We start from the raw sequence: 17,314 nt of genomic DNA on the forward strand, positions 1-17,314 counted from the left end.
TGCTCGTCCTGGTCCTGCTCGCCTGAGCCTCGGGATCGCCGCACGCTCACCACTCGCCCTGATCGCCCTGCCCTCGCTTGCCTCCCGGCTCACCTCGGCCAACGAGACGTACTGGGGTCCAGGATTGCACTACAACGCGACCGTGACCGTCATCATGGCGTTCGCGACCATCGACGCCGTGCGCCGCATCCGCGCCTGACGGCGGTGGAGCCTCAAGTCGATCGATCCGCCGCATACCGGTCACTCGTGGCGGCGGCACTGGTCGCGTCCTGCTGGCTTCCGCTGGGTCACGTCGCGTCCGGTGCATGCGCCCGTGCCCGGCCTGTGCCGCCAAGACCTCGGCGCTGAACGCGATCCCGGATCACTCACGTCTCAGTGGCCGCTGACGACACCCTTTCGTCGATTTTCGTCGACCCCGACGTCGTCCACGAGCTCAAGCCTGACACTGTTCGGCACCACCATCGCGCGTGTGTTCCCCGAGTACGTCGCGCTCGAGCAAACCGGACGGCATCTGGGCGAGACCGGCACGTCTCGACAGGTGGCCCGACGTAATCATCCAGCCGCCGCCAATGGCGACTCCAGCTCATCTGCCGGTTCGTCCACGAGTACGTGCTTGAGGACGCACACCTCAATGCAATACGACGTCATGATCCTCAGGACGCCCTACCCCTCAAGCCCCCGCTGAACTCGCGGCGCCGACACCCAGGCTTCGGCTGGCAACAGGTTCGAATCGAGGCTCATAAGCGGAGAAGGGCACCAGCGAGAGGCAGATCGACGCCAGATGGAACGTCCGGTCGTACCGGTACGTGTGAGGAGTATGAGCGTGCTTGGGCCAGATCCAGCAACGGGCGGCGGTGGCTGCCGCCCGAGGCGGACGACGTCGAAGGTCAGTCACTCGAGCCCGATTGCAGTGACCACGACGAGGGTTCGTGGACTTCGTGCGATCGGCGAAGGATCCGCTGTATCGGATGGCCCTACCTGCTGTGCGGGGACCCGCACCGGGCCGGAGACCTCGTGCAGCAGACGTTCGAGCGGACGTGGCGGTCGTGGCGGTCTGCTCGCAACGGCGATCCGCTCGTGTGGTCGCGCCGGATCCTGGCGAACCTGCGCATCGATACCTGGCGTAGAACCCGTCGGGAGGTGCTCACCGGCACCGCGCTCGACCTGGCCGACGACGCCCGCGCGGAGCGGACGGGTCGACAGCCGCGACGCCGTCGTCCGCGCGCTCCTCGCCCTCCCCGTCAAGCAGCGGCGCATCGTGGTGATGCGCCACCTGCTGGAGCTGAGCGAGGACGAGGTCGCCGCCGAGCTGGGCATCCCGGTCGGCACCGTCAAATCAACGGCGTCCCGGGCACTCGCCCGGCTGCGCGCAACGGTCGGCACGTCGGAGGGGATGGGGTCATGAGCACGGACACGGAACAGTTCGCCGGCAGGCTGCGAGCCGGTCTCGATCTCGACGGACTGCACTCGGGCCTCGAGCCCGTCGCGGTCTTGGCCGGCAGCCGCCGAGCGCGGCGTCGCCGCACCCTGGGACTGACTGCGGGGGGCATTGCGGCCGGAGTCGCCGTGGCCGTCGCTGCCCTGGCGCTGCCGGGCGCCCTGATGTCGTCGCCCACGGTCGCACCCGCGGGCCCACGGAGGCGCCCGCAGTGTCAGCGGAGAGCGTGGAGACTCTGGCCCCTGGTGTCACGGCGGTCGGTGCGGTCACGGGCGACGGCCCAGCATGGAGCACGGGCCTTGCCGTGCGCACACCGCAGGGCACCGACCCCCGTGACCCTCGCCGCCGGGACCGCCGCCGATCTGAGCGAGACGACCGCTGGGACGGGTGTGCAGGTCGATCACGCTCTCCGGATCGTCGTCGGCCCCGCGGACGCGCCCGCCGCCTCGTTCGTGGTCGCGTGGGCCGGTGTCCGCGAGTCACCCGCGCCGACGGCCCCAGCGTCCGGACGGGTCGTGGACCCGTCCGCCGTGACGCTGTACGACGTGGGCGATCCCGGCCTCGACGCTGGTGGGCTGCCCGTCGCCAACCGGGTCATGGCCGGCGTCGTCCCCGCTTGGCTGCCCGGCGCCCACGTCGTGTTCTTCACCTCCGGCGACCTGACTGACCCGTCGGGCACAAAGGTGCACGCCGTGGAGGTGCCGACGTTCGCGGACCCCGGTGGCTCGGGGGCTCGCGTCTACCTCGCCGTCGCCGACGCCCAGGTGCCGGTCGGGCAGCGGGCGCGCGGGATCTTCTACGTGTCCGACGACGGGACGTTCATCGATGCGGACGGCACCTGCGCCGACGCGCGCCAGACGCCGGCATGCGACGGCGCGCGGCCCGACGGCCTCGACCTCAAAAGCAGAGCTGCTGTCCGCGATCCGGTGACAACGGCCCTGGGGCACCCCTGGACACTTCTCTTCCGTGAGCGGCCTGGTTGTGTCCATTGATGTCGAGCTCGCGGAGGCCTGCGGGGCGAGGGGATGTCCTCGCTCACCTCAAGGTTCATGCGCGTCCGCGAGGGAGATGAGGCCCATGCCGGAGCCCGTCCTACATTCAGATGCTCGAATGAATGCCGTCAGCAGCGTCGACGCGATTCAGCGTTTGGACGTGGTCGAGGGCGCCGTGTGCGTCGAGTGCGGCGACGGCGAGGATGACGCTGGCGGCCGTCCAGGCCAGGGGTGCGGGGGCGCCGGGAGTGCCGTCGGAGTTGACCTTCTCCGGGAGGCTGCCCCAGCTGGTCCGGTGCGCACTGAGCCAGTCGAGCCAGTGGCCGGCCACGAGTGGGTCGTTGTCGGATGCCGCGGCCAGGGCGACAAGGGCCGTCTCCGGGGTCCAGGAGAGGCCGTCCTGCTTCCAGCCCGCGCCGGGCGCGAGTCCACCGGCCGGCCGCATCGCGTCGACCTGGTAGCGCCGCCATGCGGTCACCACACCAGCCGAGGGCCGGTCTGTGAAGGGTGGCATGAGGAAGCAGATGGCCGCGTCGGTCCCACCGGAGGTCTCATAGCGCTGGTACCCGTTGGGCTGGAAGCCTTGTGCGATGAGGCGCTCGAGTCCGTCAGCTGCTTGATTGGACCGCGCCGCGGCAACGGGGGTCGTCCAAAACTGCGTAGAGCCGCGCGCTCGCCCGTAAACCTGCCAGCAGCGGCGCCGCGGTGCCGAGCGTCAGGTTGGCTTCTCGCTGCTCCCAGTAGTCCGAGCTTGCCGGCGGTAGGCGGGATCCGTCGCTGACTTGGTCGAGCGCGAATCCAGTCGCAGACTCCAGGAGACCTTGGAACTGGGCGGCGGTCGCGCGAGGGTCGCTGCTCGACGCGGCGACCTGGTCGAGTGCCCACAGCGCCCAGCCCGCGCCGTCAGCCTGTTGGGAACGTCGATCGGGTGGGTCGTCACGGCCGAGGAGGTACCGGGCCTGGAACCCACCGTCGTCGCCCTGCACGCTCGCGAGGAAGCCCAGGATCTGCTCCGCCTCGTGAGCATGTCCGGTCTTCGCGAGGGCCGCCGCCGCGAACGCGTTGTCGCGCGGCCACGAGAACCCCCAGTTCTCGCCCGCACCTGCGGCGAGCAAACCGACGGGTTCGCTCAGCTGGTGCAGGTCGAGGAGGGCGTAGCGCACCATGTCGGCCCACGGGGTGCCGACACCCGGGATGGTGCCGCTGCTCAGCCAGCGCTGGTCAGCGGTCGGGCCGACCGTGTCGGAGAAGTCGGTGGTGATACGCCACGCCGACGTGGTGACCAGCTCGACGTGATGCGACACGCCGATCGATGTCCCGCCGCGCCGATCAACGATTGACCAGCCAGTAGCGACGCAAGCGGTCACAGCGACAGCCTCAAGCCGGCAGTCAAACGCATGCGATGTCCCACCAGCGCGCCTCCTGGGTTGGTTCCGTCCGGTTGTCACGGGACTGTGATTCGCTGACGAACGCACCAATCGATCAGGCGCTGACGGGGCGGCTGGAGCCCGCACCGATCGCGCGCCTCCTAGGCATTGCCGGACAGATTGCGCAGTTGCCGGCGGCCCCATTCCACGCGAGAACAGCAGGGACCGTCGGTCGGCGCGGCAAGCTCAATTGGCTGAGGCGACTACCCGCGGGGCCCGAGCCACCCGGACCGGCCCGGCGACGGCCGCCGGCTGCGCCGCCTGCCGCAGTCGCGCCGCCTCGCGCACGGTGAACAGGTCCGCGCCGCCGCACCACTCGACCGCCTCCGCCAGGGTCAGTCGCTCCTGCTCGGTCATCTGCACCAGCGCCGCCCCGGCGCGCGCCTCGCATGCCGTGACCACCGCGTCCCGCTCGGCCAGCGCCGAGACGACCACCACCCCGAGCGCGTCGCGCCGCCGCCTCCTGCTCCACCCTCCGCGCCCGCATCCGCGCTTGCGCATCCAGCGCCGTCCGCCGCGCCCGCTGCCTCGCCGTCTGATCCGCCATCGGGACTCCCCTACTCGTGTGACCTCACCTCCGAAGGCCGACACGAGCCCGCACGCGCTCACCAGCACCAGCCCACGCACCGCCGACGACGTCCCCTCTACGTGACGACGACCGACGACCAGCGACCGCACCGCCCCGACACGACCCGAAGCCACCAAAGCGCTGCCCCACACACCTCTTGCATTCCCGGGAGGAAGGCGGTCAGTCAACCCAGAGTTGACCGGCCATCTCTCGATCGCCGAGGCCACCCCGGACGCCTTCGGCGGATGTGACCATGTCGATCCACAAGCTGACGGCCGGGAGCGGGTACGACTACCTGACCCGCCAGGTCGCAGCCCAGGACGCGACCGAGAAGGGCCACACCAGCCTCGCGTCCTACTACTCGGCCAAAGGCGAGGCCCCCGGCCCTGGATCGGGTCCGGGGTGGCCGGCATCGACGGGCTCCACGAGGGCGACGAGGTCACCGCCGAGCAGATGCGCAATCTGTTCGGCGCCGGCAAGCACCCGCTGGCCGAGCAGCTGCGCGCCGCAGCCGCCGGGGCCGGGCTGAGCGAGCGCGAGCAGGAGACCGCCACGTGGCTGGGCAACCCATTCCGGGTCTACGCCAACGACACCTCCGCGTTCCGGATCCGCGTGGCAAGGAGGTCGCCGCCCTCAACGCCACCCGCGGAGTACGCTCCGCCGACCCGGTGCCGCTGGACGACAGGGCGCGCATTCGCACCCAAGTCGCGGCCCAGATGTTCCGTGAGGAGCACGGCCGCGAGCCCGCCGACGCCCGCGAGCTCGCGGCAACGATCGCCAAGCACTCCCGCCCACGCACCAACGCTGTCGCGGGCTACGACCTCACGTTCTCCCCGGTCAAGAGCGTCAGCACGCTGTGGGCGATCGCCGACCGACCGACCGCGGCCGCGATCGAACGGGCACACCAGGCGGCGGTCAGGGACGCGCTGACGTTCCTCGAGAGCACAGCCCTGTTCACCCGCGAGGGCACCGACGGCGTCCGACAGGTCGAGACCCGCGGCCTCGTCGCTGCCGCGTTCACGCACCGCGACAGCCGCGCCGGCGACCCCGACCTGCACAGCCACGTCGCCGTCGCCAACAAGGTCCAGACCCGCGAGGGCGGTCGGTGGCTGGCCATCGACGGGCGGCTCATGTTCGCCGCGACCGTCGCCGCGTCCGAGACCTACAACACTGCGCTCGAGCGGCACCTGACCGACACCCTCGGTGTGCGGTTCGAGGTCCCGCGAGGGCGACGACCCGCGCAAGCGTCCGGTCCCGCGAGATCGTCGGCGTCGACCCGGCGTTGGCTGCCCGGTGGTCGGACCGACGAGCCAGCATCGAAGAGCGACGAGCCGAACTGGCCAGCTCGTTCCAGGCCACCCACGGACGCCCGCCCTCCCCCGTGGAGTCCGTGCAGCTGGCACAGCAGGCGACCCTCGAGACCCGGCAGGGCAAGCACGGACCACGCAGTCTCGCCGAGCAGCGCGCCACCTGGGCGGACCAAGCACTGCAGGTCCTCGGCAGCGAGAGCGACGCGCAGGCGATGCTGCACCAAGCACTGCACCCGCCCGTGACGCCCACCCATCGCGTCGATGCCGCGTGGGTCCGCGAGACCGCCGCCACCATCCAGGAGACGCTCCAGGAACACCGCTCCTACTGGCAGCGCTGGCACGTCAGGCCGAAGCCCAACGCCGTGTCCGCGGCGTCGACGTTCCCACCCGCGACGTCGACCGCGTCATCGGCTTCTTGGTCGACGAGGTCCTGACCCGCCGATCGGTGCCGCTCACCCGCACCGAGCAGGACATCGACACCCCCGCCGCGCTGCGCCGCAGTGACGGCGCGAGCGTCTACACGGTCGCCGGGTCGACCCTCTACACCTCCCCCCGCCCTGCTCGCTGCCGAAGCACGGATCGTCGCCCACGCCGGCGAGCGGGACGGCACCCGCGTCACATCCGCCGCGGTCGAACGGGCGCTCGCCCAGTCCGCCGCCGACGGCCTGCCGCTCAACGCCGGGCAGGCAGCCCTTGTCACCGAGATGGCCACTTCCGGTGCACGGGTCCAACTCGCGATCGCCCCCGCCGGAGCGGGCAAGACGACCGCGATGCGCGCCCTGGCCGCCGCGTGGACGGCTGGCGGCGGGGACGTCGTCGGGCTCGCGCCGTCCGCCACTGCCGCGACGGTTCTGGGTGAGGCCATCGCCGCCCGCACCGACACCATGGCCAAGCTCCTGTGGCACCTGGACCACGATCCGGAGCACCTGCCCGGCTGGGCGCGGCGCATCGGCCGGGCGAGCCTGGTCGTCGTCGACGAAGCCGGCATGGCCGACACCCTCTCCCTGGACCGCCTGATCGAGTTCGTCACCGCACGCGGCGCGTCGGTGCGGCTCGTCGGCGACGACCAGCAGCTGTCCGCGATCGGCGCGGGCGGCGTCCTGCGCGACGTGCGCGCCACCTACGGCGCCCTGCACCTCACCGAGCTGATGCGATTCGCCGACCCCTCCGAGGGCGCCGCCTCCTTGGCCCTGCGCGACGGACTGCCCGAGTCCCTCGGCTTCTACCTCGACCAGCGCCGGGTTCACGTCGGGGACCTCACCACCCTCACCGACGACGTCTTCGACGCCTGGCGCACCGACCGCGAGAACGGCCGCGACGCCGTCATGCTCGCCCCGACCCGCGAACTCGTCGGTGAGCTCAACGACCGCGCCCGCACCCACCGCCTCGACGGTCAGACCCCGGAGCGCGCCGTGCCCCTCGCCGACGGGTCGACCGCCTCGGCCGGCGACACTGTCCTGACCCGGGCCAACGACCGGAAGCTGCGCGTGACCGGCACTGACTGGGTCAAGAACGGTGACCGGTGGCACGTCACCGCCGTGCACCCGACCGGGGCGCTGACCGTCCGGCACACCACCAGCCGATGTAGCGTCGACCTCCCCCGGACTACGTGCGCACCTCGGTCGACCTCGGCTACGCCACGACGATCCACACCGCCCAGGGCGTCACGGCGGACACCAGCCACACGCTCCTGACCGGGCAGGAGTCCCGGCAGCTCGCCTACACCGCGGTGACGCGCGGCAAGACGGCCAACCACCTGTACCTCGAGGTCGTCGGCGACGGCGACGAGCACAACGTCATCCGCCCCGAGTACGTCCACCCACTCACCGCGACCGACCTCCTCGAACGCATCCTCGCCCGCGACGATTCAGCGCAGTCGGCCCACACCACACGCCGGGTCGCCGAGGACCCCGCCACCCTGCTGGGCCAAGCGGCGGCCCGGTACGTCGACTCCCTGCACGTCGGCGCCGAACAGCTGCTCGGCGCCGAGCAGGTCGCTCGCCTGGACAGCGCCGCGGACCTCGTCGTGCCCGAGCTGACCAAGGCCGCCGCGTGGCCGACTCTGCGCGCGCACCTGCTCCTGCTCGCGGCCCAGGAGGCGACCCCGTCCTTCGCCTCCGCGCCACGGCCGGTGCACGCGAGCTGGACACCGCGGACGACGTCGCTGCCGTGCTCGACTGGCGGCTGGACGACACCGGCCTGCGCAACGCCGGCACCGGACCCCTGCCCTGGCTGCCCGGCATCCCCCGCCTCCTTGTGCGAGGACCCACAGTGGGGCCCGTACCTCGCAGCCCGCGCCGCACAGGTGCGCGACCTCACCCAACAGGTCACCGAGCAGGCGCGATCGGACCAGTCGACGCCGCAGTGGGCCCGCACCGGGCAGCGTCGCCCCGACGACGAGCTCCTCGTCGACGTCGCCGTGTGGCGCGCGGCCACCGGGGTGCCTGACAGCGACCGGCGCCCCACCGGCGCTCCCCAACTCGGCAAGGCCGCCGCCCGGTACCAGCAGGCACTGGACTCCCGCCTGGCCACCCACCACACCCCGGCCCTCGCCAGTGGCAGCCCCTGCTCGACCGCGCAATCACCGACACCACACGGGACCCGTTCATACCGGTCCTCGCCGAGCGACTCTCAGCCCTGTCCCGCGCCAGTCTCGACGCCCCGCAGGTCGTCCGCCGTGCCCTCGCCGACGGCCCCCTTCCCGACGACCACGCCGCAGGTGCCCTGTGGTGGCGCATCACCGGTCGCCTGTCTCCCGCGGTGGCCGCGCGAGCCGAGTCCGACCACCACCTGGCCGCGTCGTGGACCCCCGGCTCGCTGACCTCGTCGGCCAGGACACGGCCGACACGTTGCAGGCGAGCCCGTGGTGGCCTGCCCTGGTCACCGCCGTCGACCACGCGATCGCCCGCGGCAGCACCGTCGAGGACCTGCTCGTTGGTCGGATCGCCGACGACGACGTCGACCCGTGCCAGGCGCTCGTCTGGCGGATCTCCATCCTCATAGACCCCGTCATCGACGATCCCGACCGGTACGCGCCCACCCCCCGCGCTCGGTGGCGACGACGTCGACCCGTTCGGGCAGGACGAACCGCAACACGCGCTCGTCGCCCCCACCGACGACGAGTGGCGGCACCTGCTGCCCGCGGTTGACCAGACCTACGACGACCCGTTCGCGCCCGAACCGGACGAGTCCGCCTCGAGGGACCCCTTCGACGACCCTGCAATCGTCGAGGCCTACCTCACCCTCGCGGCGGCTGTGCGAGCCCACGCCACCACACTGCCGCCTACCGACCGGATGATTGACGCCCAGGCGTCCCGTGAGTTCGACGCCGCCATGGCACCGGTCAGCCCTGCCCGCATCCTCGAGCTCAACCGACTGGCCACCGACTACTACGTGCGCCAGTTCCCCGGTTCCTGGGCCCAGCCCTACCTGGCCGAACGGCTCCGTACCGACCTGACCGGCGACCCGTACGTGCTCCCCGGGTACGCCCCGGCCGGTTGGACCCGGCTCGTCGATCACCTGCGCCGCCAGGGCGTCACCGACCTGGAGCTCACCGAGTCCGGCCTGGCCAGCGTCGCGCGGACCGGTCGCCTCATCGACCGCTTCCGCGATCGCCTGATCTTCCCGATCACCCGCGTCGCCGCCGACGGCCAGCTCGAACCCCTCGGCTTCGTCGGCCGCCGTCACCCCGACGCGACCGACCAGACCGGCGGACCGAAGTACCTCAACACCCCCGACACCCCGCTGTTCCACAAGGTGCGCAGCTCTTCGCCGTGCGCCGCGATCTCCTTGCCCAGGGAGCTGCGCCGGTCCTCGCTGAAGGCCCCATGGACGCCCTTGCCATCTCCCTCGCCGGCCAGGGCACCTACGTCGGAGTCGCCCCCCTCGGGACATCGCTCACCGAGGAACAGGCCGCCGAACTTGCTGCCGCCACCCACCGCGTCGGTGTCACACCGCTCATCGCCACCGACGCCGACCTCGCAGGCCAGATCGCCGCCCAACGCGACTATTGGCTCCTCACCGCACACGGCATCAACCCCGCCGCCGTGGTGCTGCGCGCCGGCAGCGACCCCGCCGACCTGCTAGCCACCTCCGGCCCGGGCGACCTCCACGTGGCACTGAGTCGGGCGTTCCCTTTGGCCGACGCGCTCGTGCAGGAGCGCCTCCACACGCTCCATGGCACCGCGGGTCTGCGCGCAGCGGTGATCGTCCTCGCCGCCAGCTCACCCGAAGGCTGGGATCTCGGCGCGGTCCGCATCGCCACGGCGACTGGCGTACCGGACCACGTGGTTCGCCGCGAACTGGCTCGGGCGGCCAAGCGATGGACCCACGACCCTCGGACCGCCGCCGGCGCACAGATCGGCGGCCTGTCGTTGGTACGCGACCGCGCCATGTCCACCGCAGCGATCGCCGCTCCCGACGCGGAGCCGGTGCCGTCCGCTGATCGGCATGCGCTGCGCGCTCGCCAGACACCCCGTACACGCACACCACGGCGATGAGCCGTATCGACATCATCGCTCGCAAGGCTGACGACTCGCCTGCGAGCAGCGGGTTAACACGGGATCCGCGCCGCCGGCTGACGCCGTCTCCGTCGCTTGTTCGTCCAGCCCCTCCCAGAGCGGATCGGCTCAGGAGTGGTGTCGGTGCTGCTGTATAGCGTGCGCAGCATGAGAGGCGTGAGATGCCCCACGGCCCGCCCGGCTGTCGCTACCGAGGTCGAAGCTAGCGTGATCGCCTCTCGGGTTCGCAAGGGGGCGAAGGCAGAGAGGTGTAGATACTGCGGATGGTGGCACGTCGTCGGACTCGGTCCGGCGCTCGAGCGGCCGTCGAAACATCGCTCACGTCACTAGCCACGTTCCGCGGATGGTCGAGTTGAGCGCGCCAGTAGGCGGCCGCTGGTGAAGACCACTGTGAGCAGCGCTAGCCGACGACGACGGGCCCCGAACCGAGTGTCGCCGCGGGCCATCGACTGCGACTTTGGAAGTACTCCAGCGCTTCGGGGGCATCCGTGAACTCAAGCAGGCCCCCGACCTTCGCGGCTAGGAGGTCTCGAACCTCGTCGGGTGTCGCGAAGAAGAACTCCCGACGTTCGTTTACGAAGTTCACCCGCCGGTCTTCGAACGCCCTATGCAGTTCGCCCTCGAGCGTGATGGCGTCTTCGGAGAAGAACAGCGCATGTACGTCGAAACGGAACGGCACGGACGCGTCGCCCAGTTCCCGGATCCGATCTCGCGGCTCGAGGCGCCGCGTCATGCCGATCTTCACCACGTTTGGGCCGAAGGCGCCGACGTTGGAGATCACGTAGACGTAGCCGGCGCGGATGTTGGCGATCCGGTAGTCGTTCGCCTCGATTGCCTCGTCGATCTGGGCGAGGCGGCCAGCCAACTCGTCCGCCGCCGCGTCGTCGCCGCTCGCACGCAGCGACGCCATGACAATGACGTAGTGGGACTTCTCCTTCTCGAGGCGTTCCCTCTCGGCCGCAAGTTCCTGCTCCGCTCGGCGCTGCTCGCGCAACTGTTCGCGCTCCTCGCGTGCGAGTTCCCGTTCCTCCTGCACCTTCATCTGGAAGTCCGCCGTCAGTTCCAGTTCGGCCAGGCGCAGGGCGTGGAAGGCCGGGTTCACCCGCATCTCCATGATCGTGCCCAGCTTCTCGATCGCCGCAACGGCGGCCTCGAGCCGCTTCTTCGCAGTGCTGATGTTCCCGGATCGCAGTGATCGAACGCAGTTGTCGGCCTCGGCGTTGTATGCGCGAAGCATCAACTTGGAGAGGTCGCCGACCATCTTGCGGCCTTTGGCCAGGGATCCGTCGAAGGTGAACCGGTCCGCTGCCAAGACAGGCTGGCCAACCCTCACGATCGAGTCGATCTGAGTTTCGAGGTCCCGGAGTCTGTCCTTATACGCGGCCGCGTCCTCAAGCGGATGGTGGTAGCGGTAGATGCCCACGTCCTGCAGCACCCGCTGATCACTCAACTCGATGGCCTCCCCGCGGCTGGCCCGCGCAGCGGTCAAGGCCACCTCGAGCTCAGCGATGCGACTCAGAAGCGTAGCCGCGTCCGGCTGAGTCAGCGGGTCCTGGGCGGTCCCGGAGACGAGACTCGCTTCGATCGCTGTCGAAGGGACGACGCGCGACTCCCCGGCTGATGTTCCAGGCTCGTCGTCGAGCCCTGCAGCCGGTATCCAAAGCTGCCAACCGACGGGCAGGTCTGGCCAGGACGGGTCGGGCTTCCATCCCGGCGGCGGCGCCCAACCGGGCGGCGGGGTCGGCCAACCCGGAGGCGGGTTGTACCTCACTCGGCGCTCCGCGCTCGCACACCTCTGCTGGTGTCTGCTGGTGTGACGTCGAAAGGCGACTTCGACACCGCGGCCCCCAGATGCGCCAGGGTTGCCTGCGGCACGACCTTCTCCAGGTCGAAGTTGCTGAAGGACTCTCGGTCTGCCGACACGATCACCAGAGGGACGCTCTCCGGCCTTCCTGTGGCGGGCGCGATCCGGTCGACACCCACGGTCAGCGCAATGGAGTGGACCTTGCCCGCACGGTCGGCTTCGAAGACCTCATGCAGCGTGCGCACCGCGACCTGCCACACGGCGCCCGCGTAGCGGTCCTTCTGAGCCTTGACCGGCAAGGGAGTCGCCGCGATGAGGTCCTTGGCCTTCACATACTTGTACTCCTTCACTGCAGGGAGCGTTGGCGGCTCCGGCACAGTCACCGTCAGCGTGAGCTCGCGCGTGTCGAGCGTGAACTGATAGTCGTGGCGGACAGGGAACGCCTCCGGGTACACCGAGTTCGACAGCACAATCCCCACGTACTGCTGGATCGCGGACTCCACGTCGAATGCCAGCTCGTTGACGAACGTGTCCAGCTCCTGATTGCGGGCCTCGACTTCGGCTTCACGCTGTCGACAAGCCTCCGCATAAGCTGATTCCGCGGCTGCGAGGCTCGTGATCCGCCGCCGTTCGACGCCCTCACGCCGCGCTTGTGCCGCGACGTAGGCCGCGTGCAGGGCCGTCGCCTCCTCATGCCACTTCAGACGTGCGGCCTCGTAGCCGGACCGCGCACGCTCGACTGCTTCCTGATGCCGCTTCTTGCCACCGAAGGCTGCCCCTAGAGCGCTCGGACCCGACGGTTCCACGTAGGCGGGCTCCGTCGGGTAAACCAGTTCCGGCATGGCCGGCGTTGGGTTGGCAAGAACACCGGCGTCGAACGGCGGATGTTCCGCCGTGGACCTGAGACTCTCCAGGTCGATGTGGTCGTCAACCTCGAGAGTCCAGGCCAGCAAGCCGTCGATCTCTCCGTAGACCCTCGCCAGATCCGAATTCAGTGACGCAACCTTGGCGAGCTTGTACTCGGTGTAGAGGCGCGCGGCCTCGCGCTCAGCAGTCTTCTGATCCGCGAGCGAGGCACGACTGACCGCCAACCGCGCTCGCTCCGCGGCCTTTCGAGAGCGATCCAACTCACGCTCCGCGCTTGCACGCGCCCGGTCGTTAGCTACCTGCTGCGCCCTACTCCGCTTCTCAGCCTGCTGCGCCTGATAGTTCATCTCCGCGAAGAAGCCGCGCTTGGCCACAGATCCCCCTCGACACGTCTGACACCCCAGCAAGCGTGGACGCCTGCCCCCGAACACCGTATCCCTCGACGCCGACGGCGCCGGCGAATCCGAGCCAATCCCGTTCCTCAACGGAGCAGATCGCGTGGATTTAGCCCGCTGGGTCGATTGTCGCTTGGGTGGCATGCGTCCAGACGAGGACGCCATTCTGCGAGGAGCCCCATCCGTCGGCGAACTTTCAAGTCTCGAGATCAGGCCCCGGGCCATCGATGATCTGGAGTTGCGGCTGTGTCGACCGTCCGTGCCACACCGGCGTGGGTGACATTGCGGCGGGCGCGGTCAGAGTGCCGAGATCGGCGTGCTGCACGGCTGCTCGTTCTTGCACGGCCGCTTCAGCCGTGTGCCTCGCATGCCGACTCTTCGCGGGCCAGGCCTGATGGCCGGCTTCTTGGCAATGCTGGCTCATCCGCTGGCGCATCCGGTCGGCGAAGGCAGGCAGCGCGTACCTGTGCCACTCCTCAAGGCCGTCGGCGGTCAACCCGAGGCCAGCTCGGCGGCGCAGGTCGGCGAGGACAGCGAGCTCGTGCACCAAGTGGGGGTGGCTGGGCCAGCACGACGGAATCATCGCGTCGGCGTCCCACACATACTCATGGTTGAGCCAGGTGACGACCTGCTCGAGCCAGCGCCAGATCTCGGCCCGCAGTTGAGGGTCGACGCATGTCGCCGGATCCCAGGGGCGGGCCAGCAGGCGCGGGTCCCCCAGAGCGTTCTGCTGCTCGAGCATCCCGCCGCCCCCGGCCAGGTCGAGGCTCGGCGTAGGCGTGCTCCACCCGACGGCCCGCTCGCGGGAAGGCACTCATCATCGCCCGGGCCGCCTGGCTCGGTGCAGGAGTGGGAGCCTCGTCGCTCACGGTCGAGTGTCCTCGCGATCATCGACGAGGCCGCGGCGTCGCGCCTCGGCGAGTGCCGCGACGGCACGAGCCTCAGGGCTGAGCTGGTCCCGGTGGCAGGCGGCTACCTCCACTCGCAGAGCGTCCTTGCCGGCCAGCAGTCGCTGGCCCGCCTTGCCGTCGATGCATCTATGCAACTTGGCAATGATCGGCGCACCGTTCTCCGCGAGGACCAGTGCGTGCCGCTCGGTCAGCTGGCGCACCTCGGCCGGGGTGAGGATCGCGATGTCCTCGCCAGACATCTGTCGACCAGCCATCTGCCCGCTCTGCCGGGAGGTGCGCGCTACGCGTACCTGACCGAGCAGGTCCGAGACCTCCTTGTTGAACGCGACGTCCTTCGATCCGCCGAACACGATCAGGGTGTTGGTCAGCCCGAGCAGGGTGCGGGTCTCCTGCTCACCGAAGATCGCTGTCAGCTGGGGCCATGCCTGGGCGGCCCAGATGAAGCTAATGCCCAGAGCGCGCTCGTTGGCCATGCGGGTGCGCAGGGTCGGCAGCGGCGCGGTCGAGGGCAGCTCGTCCAGCACGGCGTGGAACGGCGGGCACAGCCGTCCCCATGAGCTGGCGTTGGCGATCTCCAGTGCGGTATCGAGGACGTGCTCGGCGAAGGCAGTCATGAGCGGCGAGGCGGAGGCGTAGGGATCCTCACGGCCGAGCAGGTAGATGGTGCCGTGCGCCGCGATGACGTCCGCGATCGCTGTGGCTGGGTAACCCGGGCGGGGCACGCATCGGCGTCGGATGTCGTCTTGGAAGAACAGGGACATGGCCTGCTGGATGGTGGTCACGGTGTTACCGGCGGTGCGGTCGTCGCCGTGCAGGGCGCCGTGCAGCAGCCCGCCCCAGAACGACGCAGCGTGCGGGTGTTCGCGCAGGATCTCGCTTGGCTGGGTGGCGGCCAGCGGCCGGGCGACCCACCGCAGCACGTCCTCCAGGCTGCCGCCGGTCAGTGCGGCCGCGTGGAAGAAGCCCTGAAGCACCTTGGCGGCCTCGGCGGCGTAGAACCGCGCGGCGGTGTCGCCATGACCGCCGGCGACGGCGCCCTTGACCGTGCCTGCGGTGAACGCCTTCGCGCGGCGCTCGGCAACGAGCGGGTCGACGCAGCCGCGGATCGGGTCCCACACCACCTCCGGTAGGCCAGGCACGAGGCCGAACGGGTCGAGCACGACGCACGGGCGGCCGCCGGTGGACCGCGGGCCGAACGACAGCAGCAGGTCGTCCACCTTGGTGAGGGTCGCCATCGCGGCTCCGGGCGCGTCGAGGAGCGCGGGCACGAGCAGGTCCAGGGTCTTGCCCGAGCCCTGCGGGCCGATCACGCCCGCGGTGCGGTCCCACGGCACCCACAGCTCGCCCCCGCGAGGCTCGCTCGCCCTGCCGAGCCTCCAGCCGACGTCGGTGGGGTGCAGTCGTCGGTGACGGTGCGTCATCGGCGGCCGCCTCGCGGAGCGCCGTACAGGTCCGGACGGATCACCCGGGCGTGCCGACGCAGCCGGGTCCGGCCAAGCAGCGCCTCGGCCTCCGCCGCGGTGGCCATGCCACGCAGGCGGGCCGGTCCCCAGCGGTCGAGCCCGAGCTTCACCGCCCAGCCGATCACCAGGACGACGAGGAGTTCGACGACGGCGACGCATGCCCACAGCAGCCCGGACGTCGCGGGGTGACCTACGGCGGGCAGACCGGCACCGGCCTGCCCGCCCAGGAGCGGGGCGAGGGTGGTGAACAGCGCCAGGCGGTCGACGAACACCCATCCATTGCCGGCCACGAGGTTCGCGAGCGACCGTCCGGCTTGCAGGCCCAAGACAAGAGCCAGAAGCACAGTCAGCAAGGTCGCCACCGGGATCTCCCAGGTGAACGGGTACGGCGTCGTGCGACGTGATCGCTGCATGTGCCACCTCTGCCTCCCAAAGGCTGCACAGGCTCGGTCGGTGCTCACGGGGCGTCGGAGCGGGCGCCTCCTACTCTTCGCTCAGTCGCTCCAGTTCTGGATACGCAGGACCGGTTCATAGTCGCGGCCGCCGTAGAACCGCCCGCGAGGAGGCACGCGAACCCGACGGGTCAGCAGCCGCTGCCCGCCCGCAACGTCGGTGGCTCGCCGAACACGGCTCCGTCGCGCCGCGTCGAGCCTGCCGATGTCCTGCGGCGAGGTCAGGATGTGATCTCAACGACGGTGCCGACCACCTGTGCAACTGGCGTCCACAGGTCGACCTCGACCTCAGGCGACTCGATGCTCACGACGAGCGAGTAGTCGACCCCCAGGCTCTGATCGTACGTTCCCCGGTTCTTCCACCAGCCGGCGACCGGATAGACGGCGATGGCTCCCTTGCTCGCCAGCGCGGCCGCTGTTCCTCGCCAGATGTCCGTGTGCAGGAGCCTGGTGCCTGCTGCTGGTTGCTCCCGAATGTCCAGCCCTGTTCGGTGTCGAGGCCCGGCGGACGCTGGCCGTCTTGCCGTGCGCGCGTGTTGATGCGCTCACGGAATGACTCGACGCTCTCCTCAGGACGCCGGGTCGCGAATCGAAGCCCGTGCGAAGGGTAGATATACCGCCCGGTCCAGCCGCGGCTTGAGGGTTGGGCTCCACGAAGTAGGACAGCGTGATGCGCAGCCGTACCTGGGTCTCGCCAAGATTCTCAAGTTCCTGCACCGGCCACGGCAGGTCATGCAGGTTCATCTCGCGGACCTTGCCGGCGTTGCTAGCGCCGTCTCGTTCGTACGGGTGAATACGCGCCTCGGCGATGAGCGTCAGTGCGTCGGCTGCGCTGCGCAGCGCCCGGCCAGCGTTGGGTACACCCATGCCGTAACGGCGTAGGAGGCTCACCCGGCGACCCATCGTGGTTGCAGCATCCAGGCGGACGCTCATAGCCGGTGTCCACTCGGCCGAGTGGACGATCAAGGCCCGGACGGTCTCAGGGCGGAGTGTCGGGTAGGCCGCCTGGATGTCCGCTGCGATAGCGGCGACCTGCGCTGTGGCGGCCGACGTGTCCCGGGTGGTGGTGAAGAACCCCTCCCCGGGGCGCTGGAGCCGCGTCGTGAGCAGCGCGAGGTTAGGAGGGTGTCCACGCCGGTCTTGTCCGGTGAAGCGGCGACGTTGCCC

Annotated in this window: 15 protein-coding genes and 4 pseudogenes; 10 read left to right on the forward strand and 9 right to left on the reverse strand. The window is 70.3% G+C overall.

The features are described 5' to 3' along the window. The 4 genes and pseudogenes from LJB74_RS00005 to LJB74_RS00015 form a co-directional block, all read left to right on the forward strand. Window positions 1-199, forward strand: a pseudogene (locus LJB74_RS00005) (hypothetical protein); the annotation flags it as partial. Between the two features lie 815 nt (window positions 200-1,014). Continuing rightward, window positions 1,015-1,077: pseudogene (locus LJB74_RS20735) on the forward strand (SigE family RNA polymerase sigma factor); the annotation flags it as partial. Window positions 1,078-1,264: 187 nt separating this feature from the next. Next, complete coding sequence (locus LJB74_RS00010) at window positions 1,265-1,405, forward strand: sigma factor-like helix-turn-helix DNA-binding protein (RefSeq protein ID WP_259306604.1); 141 nt, start codon at window positions 1,265-1,267, stop codon at window positions 1,403-1,405. Between the two features lie 365 nt (window positions 1,406-1,770). Next, a complete protein-coding gene (locus tag LJB74_RS00015) occupies window positions 1,771-2,430 on the forward strand; it encodes a hypothetical protein (protein WP_259306605.1) in 660 nt (219 codons plus the stop codon). Between the two features lie 106 nt (window positions 2,431-2,536). On the opposite strand, the gene LJB74_RS00020 is transcribed toward LJB74_RS00015, so the two are convergent. The 3 genes from LJB74_RS00020 to LJB74_RS00030 form a co-directional block, all read right to left on the reverse strand. Continuing rightward, entirely contained in the window at window positions 2,537-2,908 is a 372-nt protein-coding gene (locus LJB74_RS00020; protein WP_259306606.1) for a hypothetical protein, read from the reverse strand. Between the two features lie 130 nt (window positions 2,909-3,038). Beyond that, entirely contained in the window at window positions 3,039-3,734 is a 696-nt protein-coding gene (locus LJB74_RS00025) for a hypothetical protein (RefSeq protein ID WP_259306607.1), read from the reverse strand. Window positions 3,735-4,043: 309 nt separating this feature from the next. Then, the gene (locus tag LJB74_RS00030; protein ID WP_259306608.1) at window positions 4,044-4,358 is read right to left on the reverse strand and encodes a hypothetical protein; all 315 of its coding nucleotides are present in this window, start codon (window positions 4,356-4,358) and stop codon (window positions 4,044-4,046) included. 735 nt (window positions 4,359-5,093) lie between these two features. Between LJB74_RS00030 and mobF the strand changes: the two are divergent. The 6 genes and pseudogenes from mobF to LJB74_RS00055 form a co-directional block, all read left to right on the forward strand. Then, window positions 5,094-5,645 (forward strand): annotated as a pseudogene (gene mobF, locus LJB74_RS20740) (MobF family relaxase); the annotation flags it as partial. Then, window positions 5,531-6,169, forward strand: a complete 639-nt coding sequence (locus LJB74_RS20745) for a relaxase domain-containing protein (protein WP_396125097.1) — start codon at window positions 5,531-5,533, stop codon at window positions 6,167-6,169. The pseudogene mobF and the gene LJB74_RS20745, both read left to right, overlap by 115 nt. Before the next feature lie 66 nt (window positions 6,170-6,235). Further along, window positions 6,236-7,429 carry an ATP-dependent RecD-like DNA helicase gene (locus tag LJB74_RS00040; protein WP_259306610.1) on the forward strand — a complete coding sequence of 398 codons (1,194 nt, stop codon included), beginning with the start codon at window positions 6,236-6,238 and terminating at the stop codon, window positions 7,427-7,429. Next, complete coding sequence (locus tag LJB74_RS00045; protein ID WP_259306611.1) at window positions 7,345-8,556, forward strand: helicase C-terminal domain-containing protein; 1,212 nt, start codon at window positions 7,345-7,347, stop codon at window positions 8,554-8,556. The genes LJB74_RS00040 and LJB74_RS00045 overlap by 85 nt, the downstream gene beginning before the upstream one ends. 512 nt (window positions 8,557-9,068) lie before the next feature. Further along, window positions 9,069-9,434: pseudogene (locus LJB74_RS20750) on the forward strand (hypothetical protein); the annotation flags it as partial. 74 nt (window positions 9,435-9,508) lie between these two features. Beyond that, window positions 9,509-10,234, forward strand: coding sequence for a toprim domain-containing protein (locus LJB74_RS00055; protein ID WP_259306613.1), 726 nt, complete (start codon window positions 9,509-9,511; stop codon window positions 10,232-10,234). Window positions 10,235-10,655: 421 nt separating this feature from the next. Here LJB74_RS00055 and LJB74_RS00060 read toward each other — a convergent pair whose 3' ends face one another. The 6 genes from LJB74_RS00060 to LJB74_RS00085 all read right to left on the reverse strand — a co-directional run bounded on the left by LJB74_RS00060 (window position 10,656) and on the right by LJB74_RS00085 (window position 17,257). Further along, a complete protein-coding gene (locus LJB74_RS00060; RefSeq protein ID WP_259306614.1) occupies window positions 10,656-11,744 on the reverse strand; it encodes a DUF4041 domain-containing protein in 1,089 nt (362 codons plus the stop codon). A gap of 278 nt (window positions 11,745-12,022) precedes the next feature. Beyond that, window positions 12,023-13,300, reverse strand: a complete 1,278-nt coding sequence (locus tag LJB74_RS00065; RefSeq protein ID WP_259306615.1) for a hypothetical protein — start codon at window positions 13,298-13,300, stop codon at window positions 12,023-12,025. 217 nt (window positions 13,301-13,517) lie between these two features. Then, window positions 13,518-14,063, reverse strand: a complete 546-nt coding sequence (locus tag LJB74_RS00070) for a hypothetical protein (RefSeq protein ID WP_259306616.1) — start codon at window positions 14,061-14,063, stop codon at window positions 13,518-13,520. Window positions 14,064-14,186: 123 nt separating this feature from the next. Next, on the reverse strand, window positions 14,187-15,653 hold the full coding sequence (locus tag LJB74_RS00075) for a type IV secretory system conjugative DNA transfer family protein (RefSeq protein ID WP_259306617.1): 1,467 nt from the start codon (window positions 15,651-15,653) through the stop codon (window positions 14,187-14,189). Continuing rightward, complete coding sequence (locus LJB74_RS00080) at window positions 15,650-16,108, reverse strand: hypothetical protein (protein ID WP_259306618.1); 459 nt, start codon at window positions 16,106-16,108, stop codon at window positions 15,650-15,652. Before LJB74_RS00080 ends, LJB74_RS00075 begins: the two co-directional genes overlap by 4 nt. 327 nt (window positions 16,109-16,435) lie before the next feature. Next, window positions 16,436-17,257: a S8 family serine peptidase gene (locus LJB74_RS00085; protein ID WP_259306629.1), complete on the reverse strand. Its 822-nt coding sequence runs from the start codon at window positions 17,255-17,257 to the stop codon at window positions 16,436-16,438. Window positions 17,258-17,314: the final 57 nt, after the last annotated feature.

This window comes from Cellulomonas sp. P24, assembly GCF_024704385.1.
Classification (GTDB): Bacteria; Actinomycetota; Actinomycetes; order Actinomycetales; family Cellulomonadaceae; genus JAJDFX01.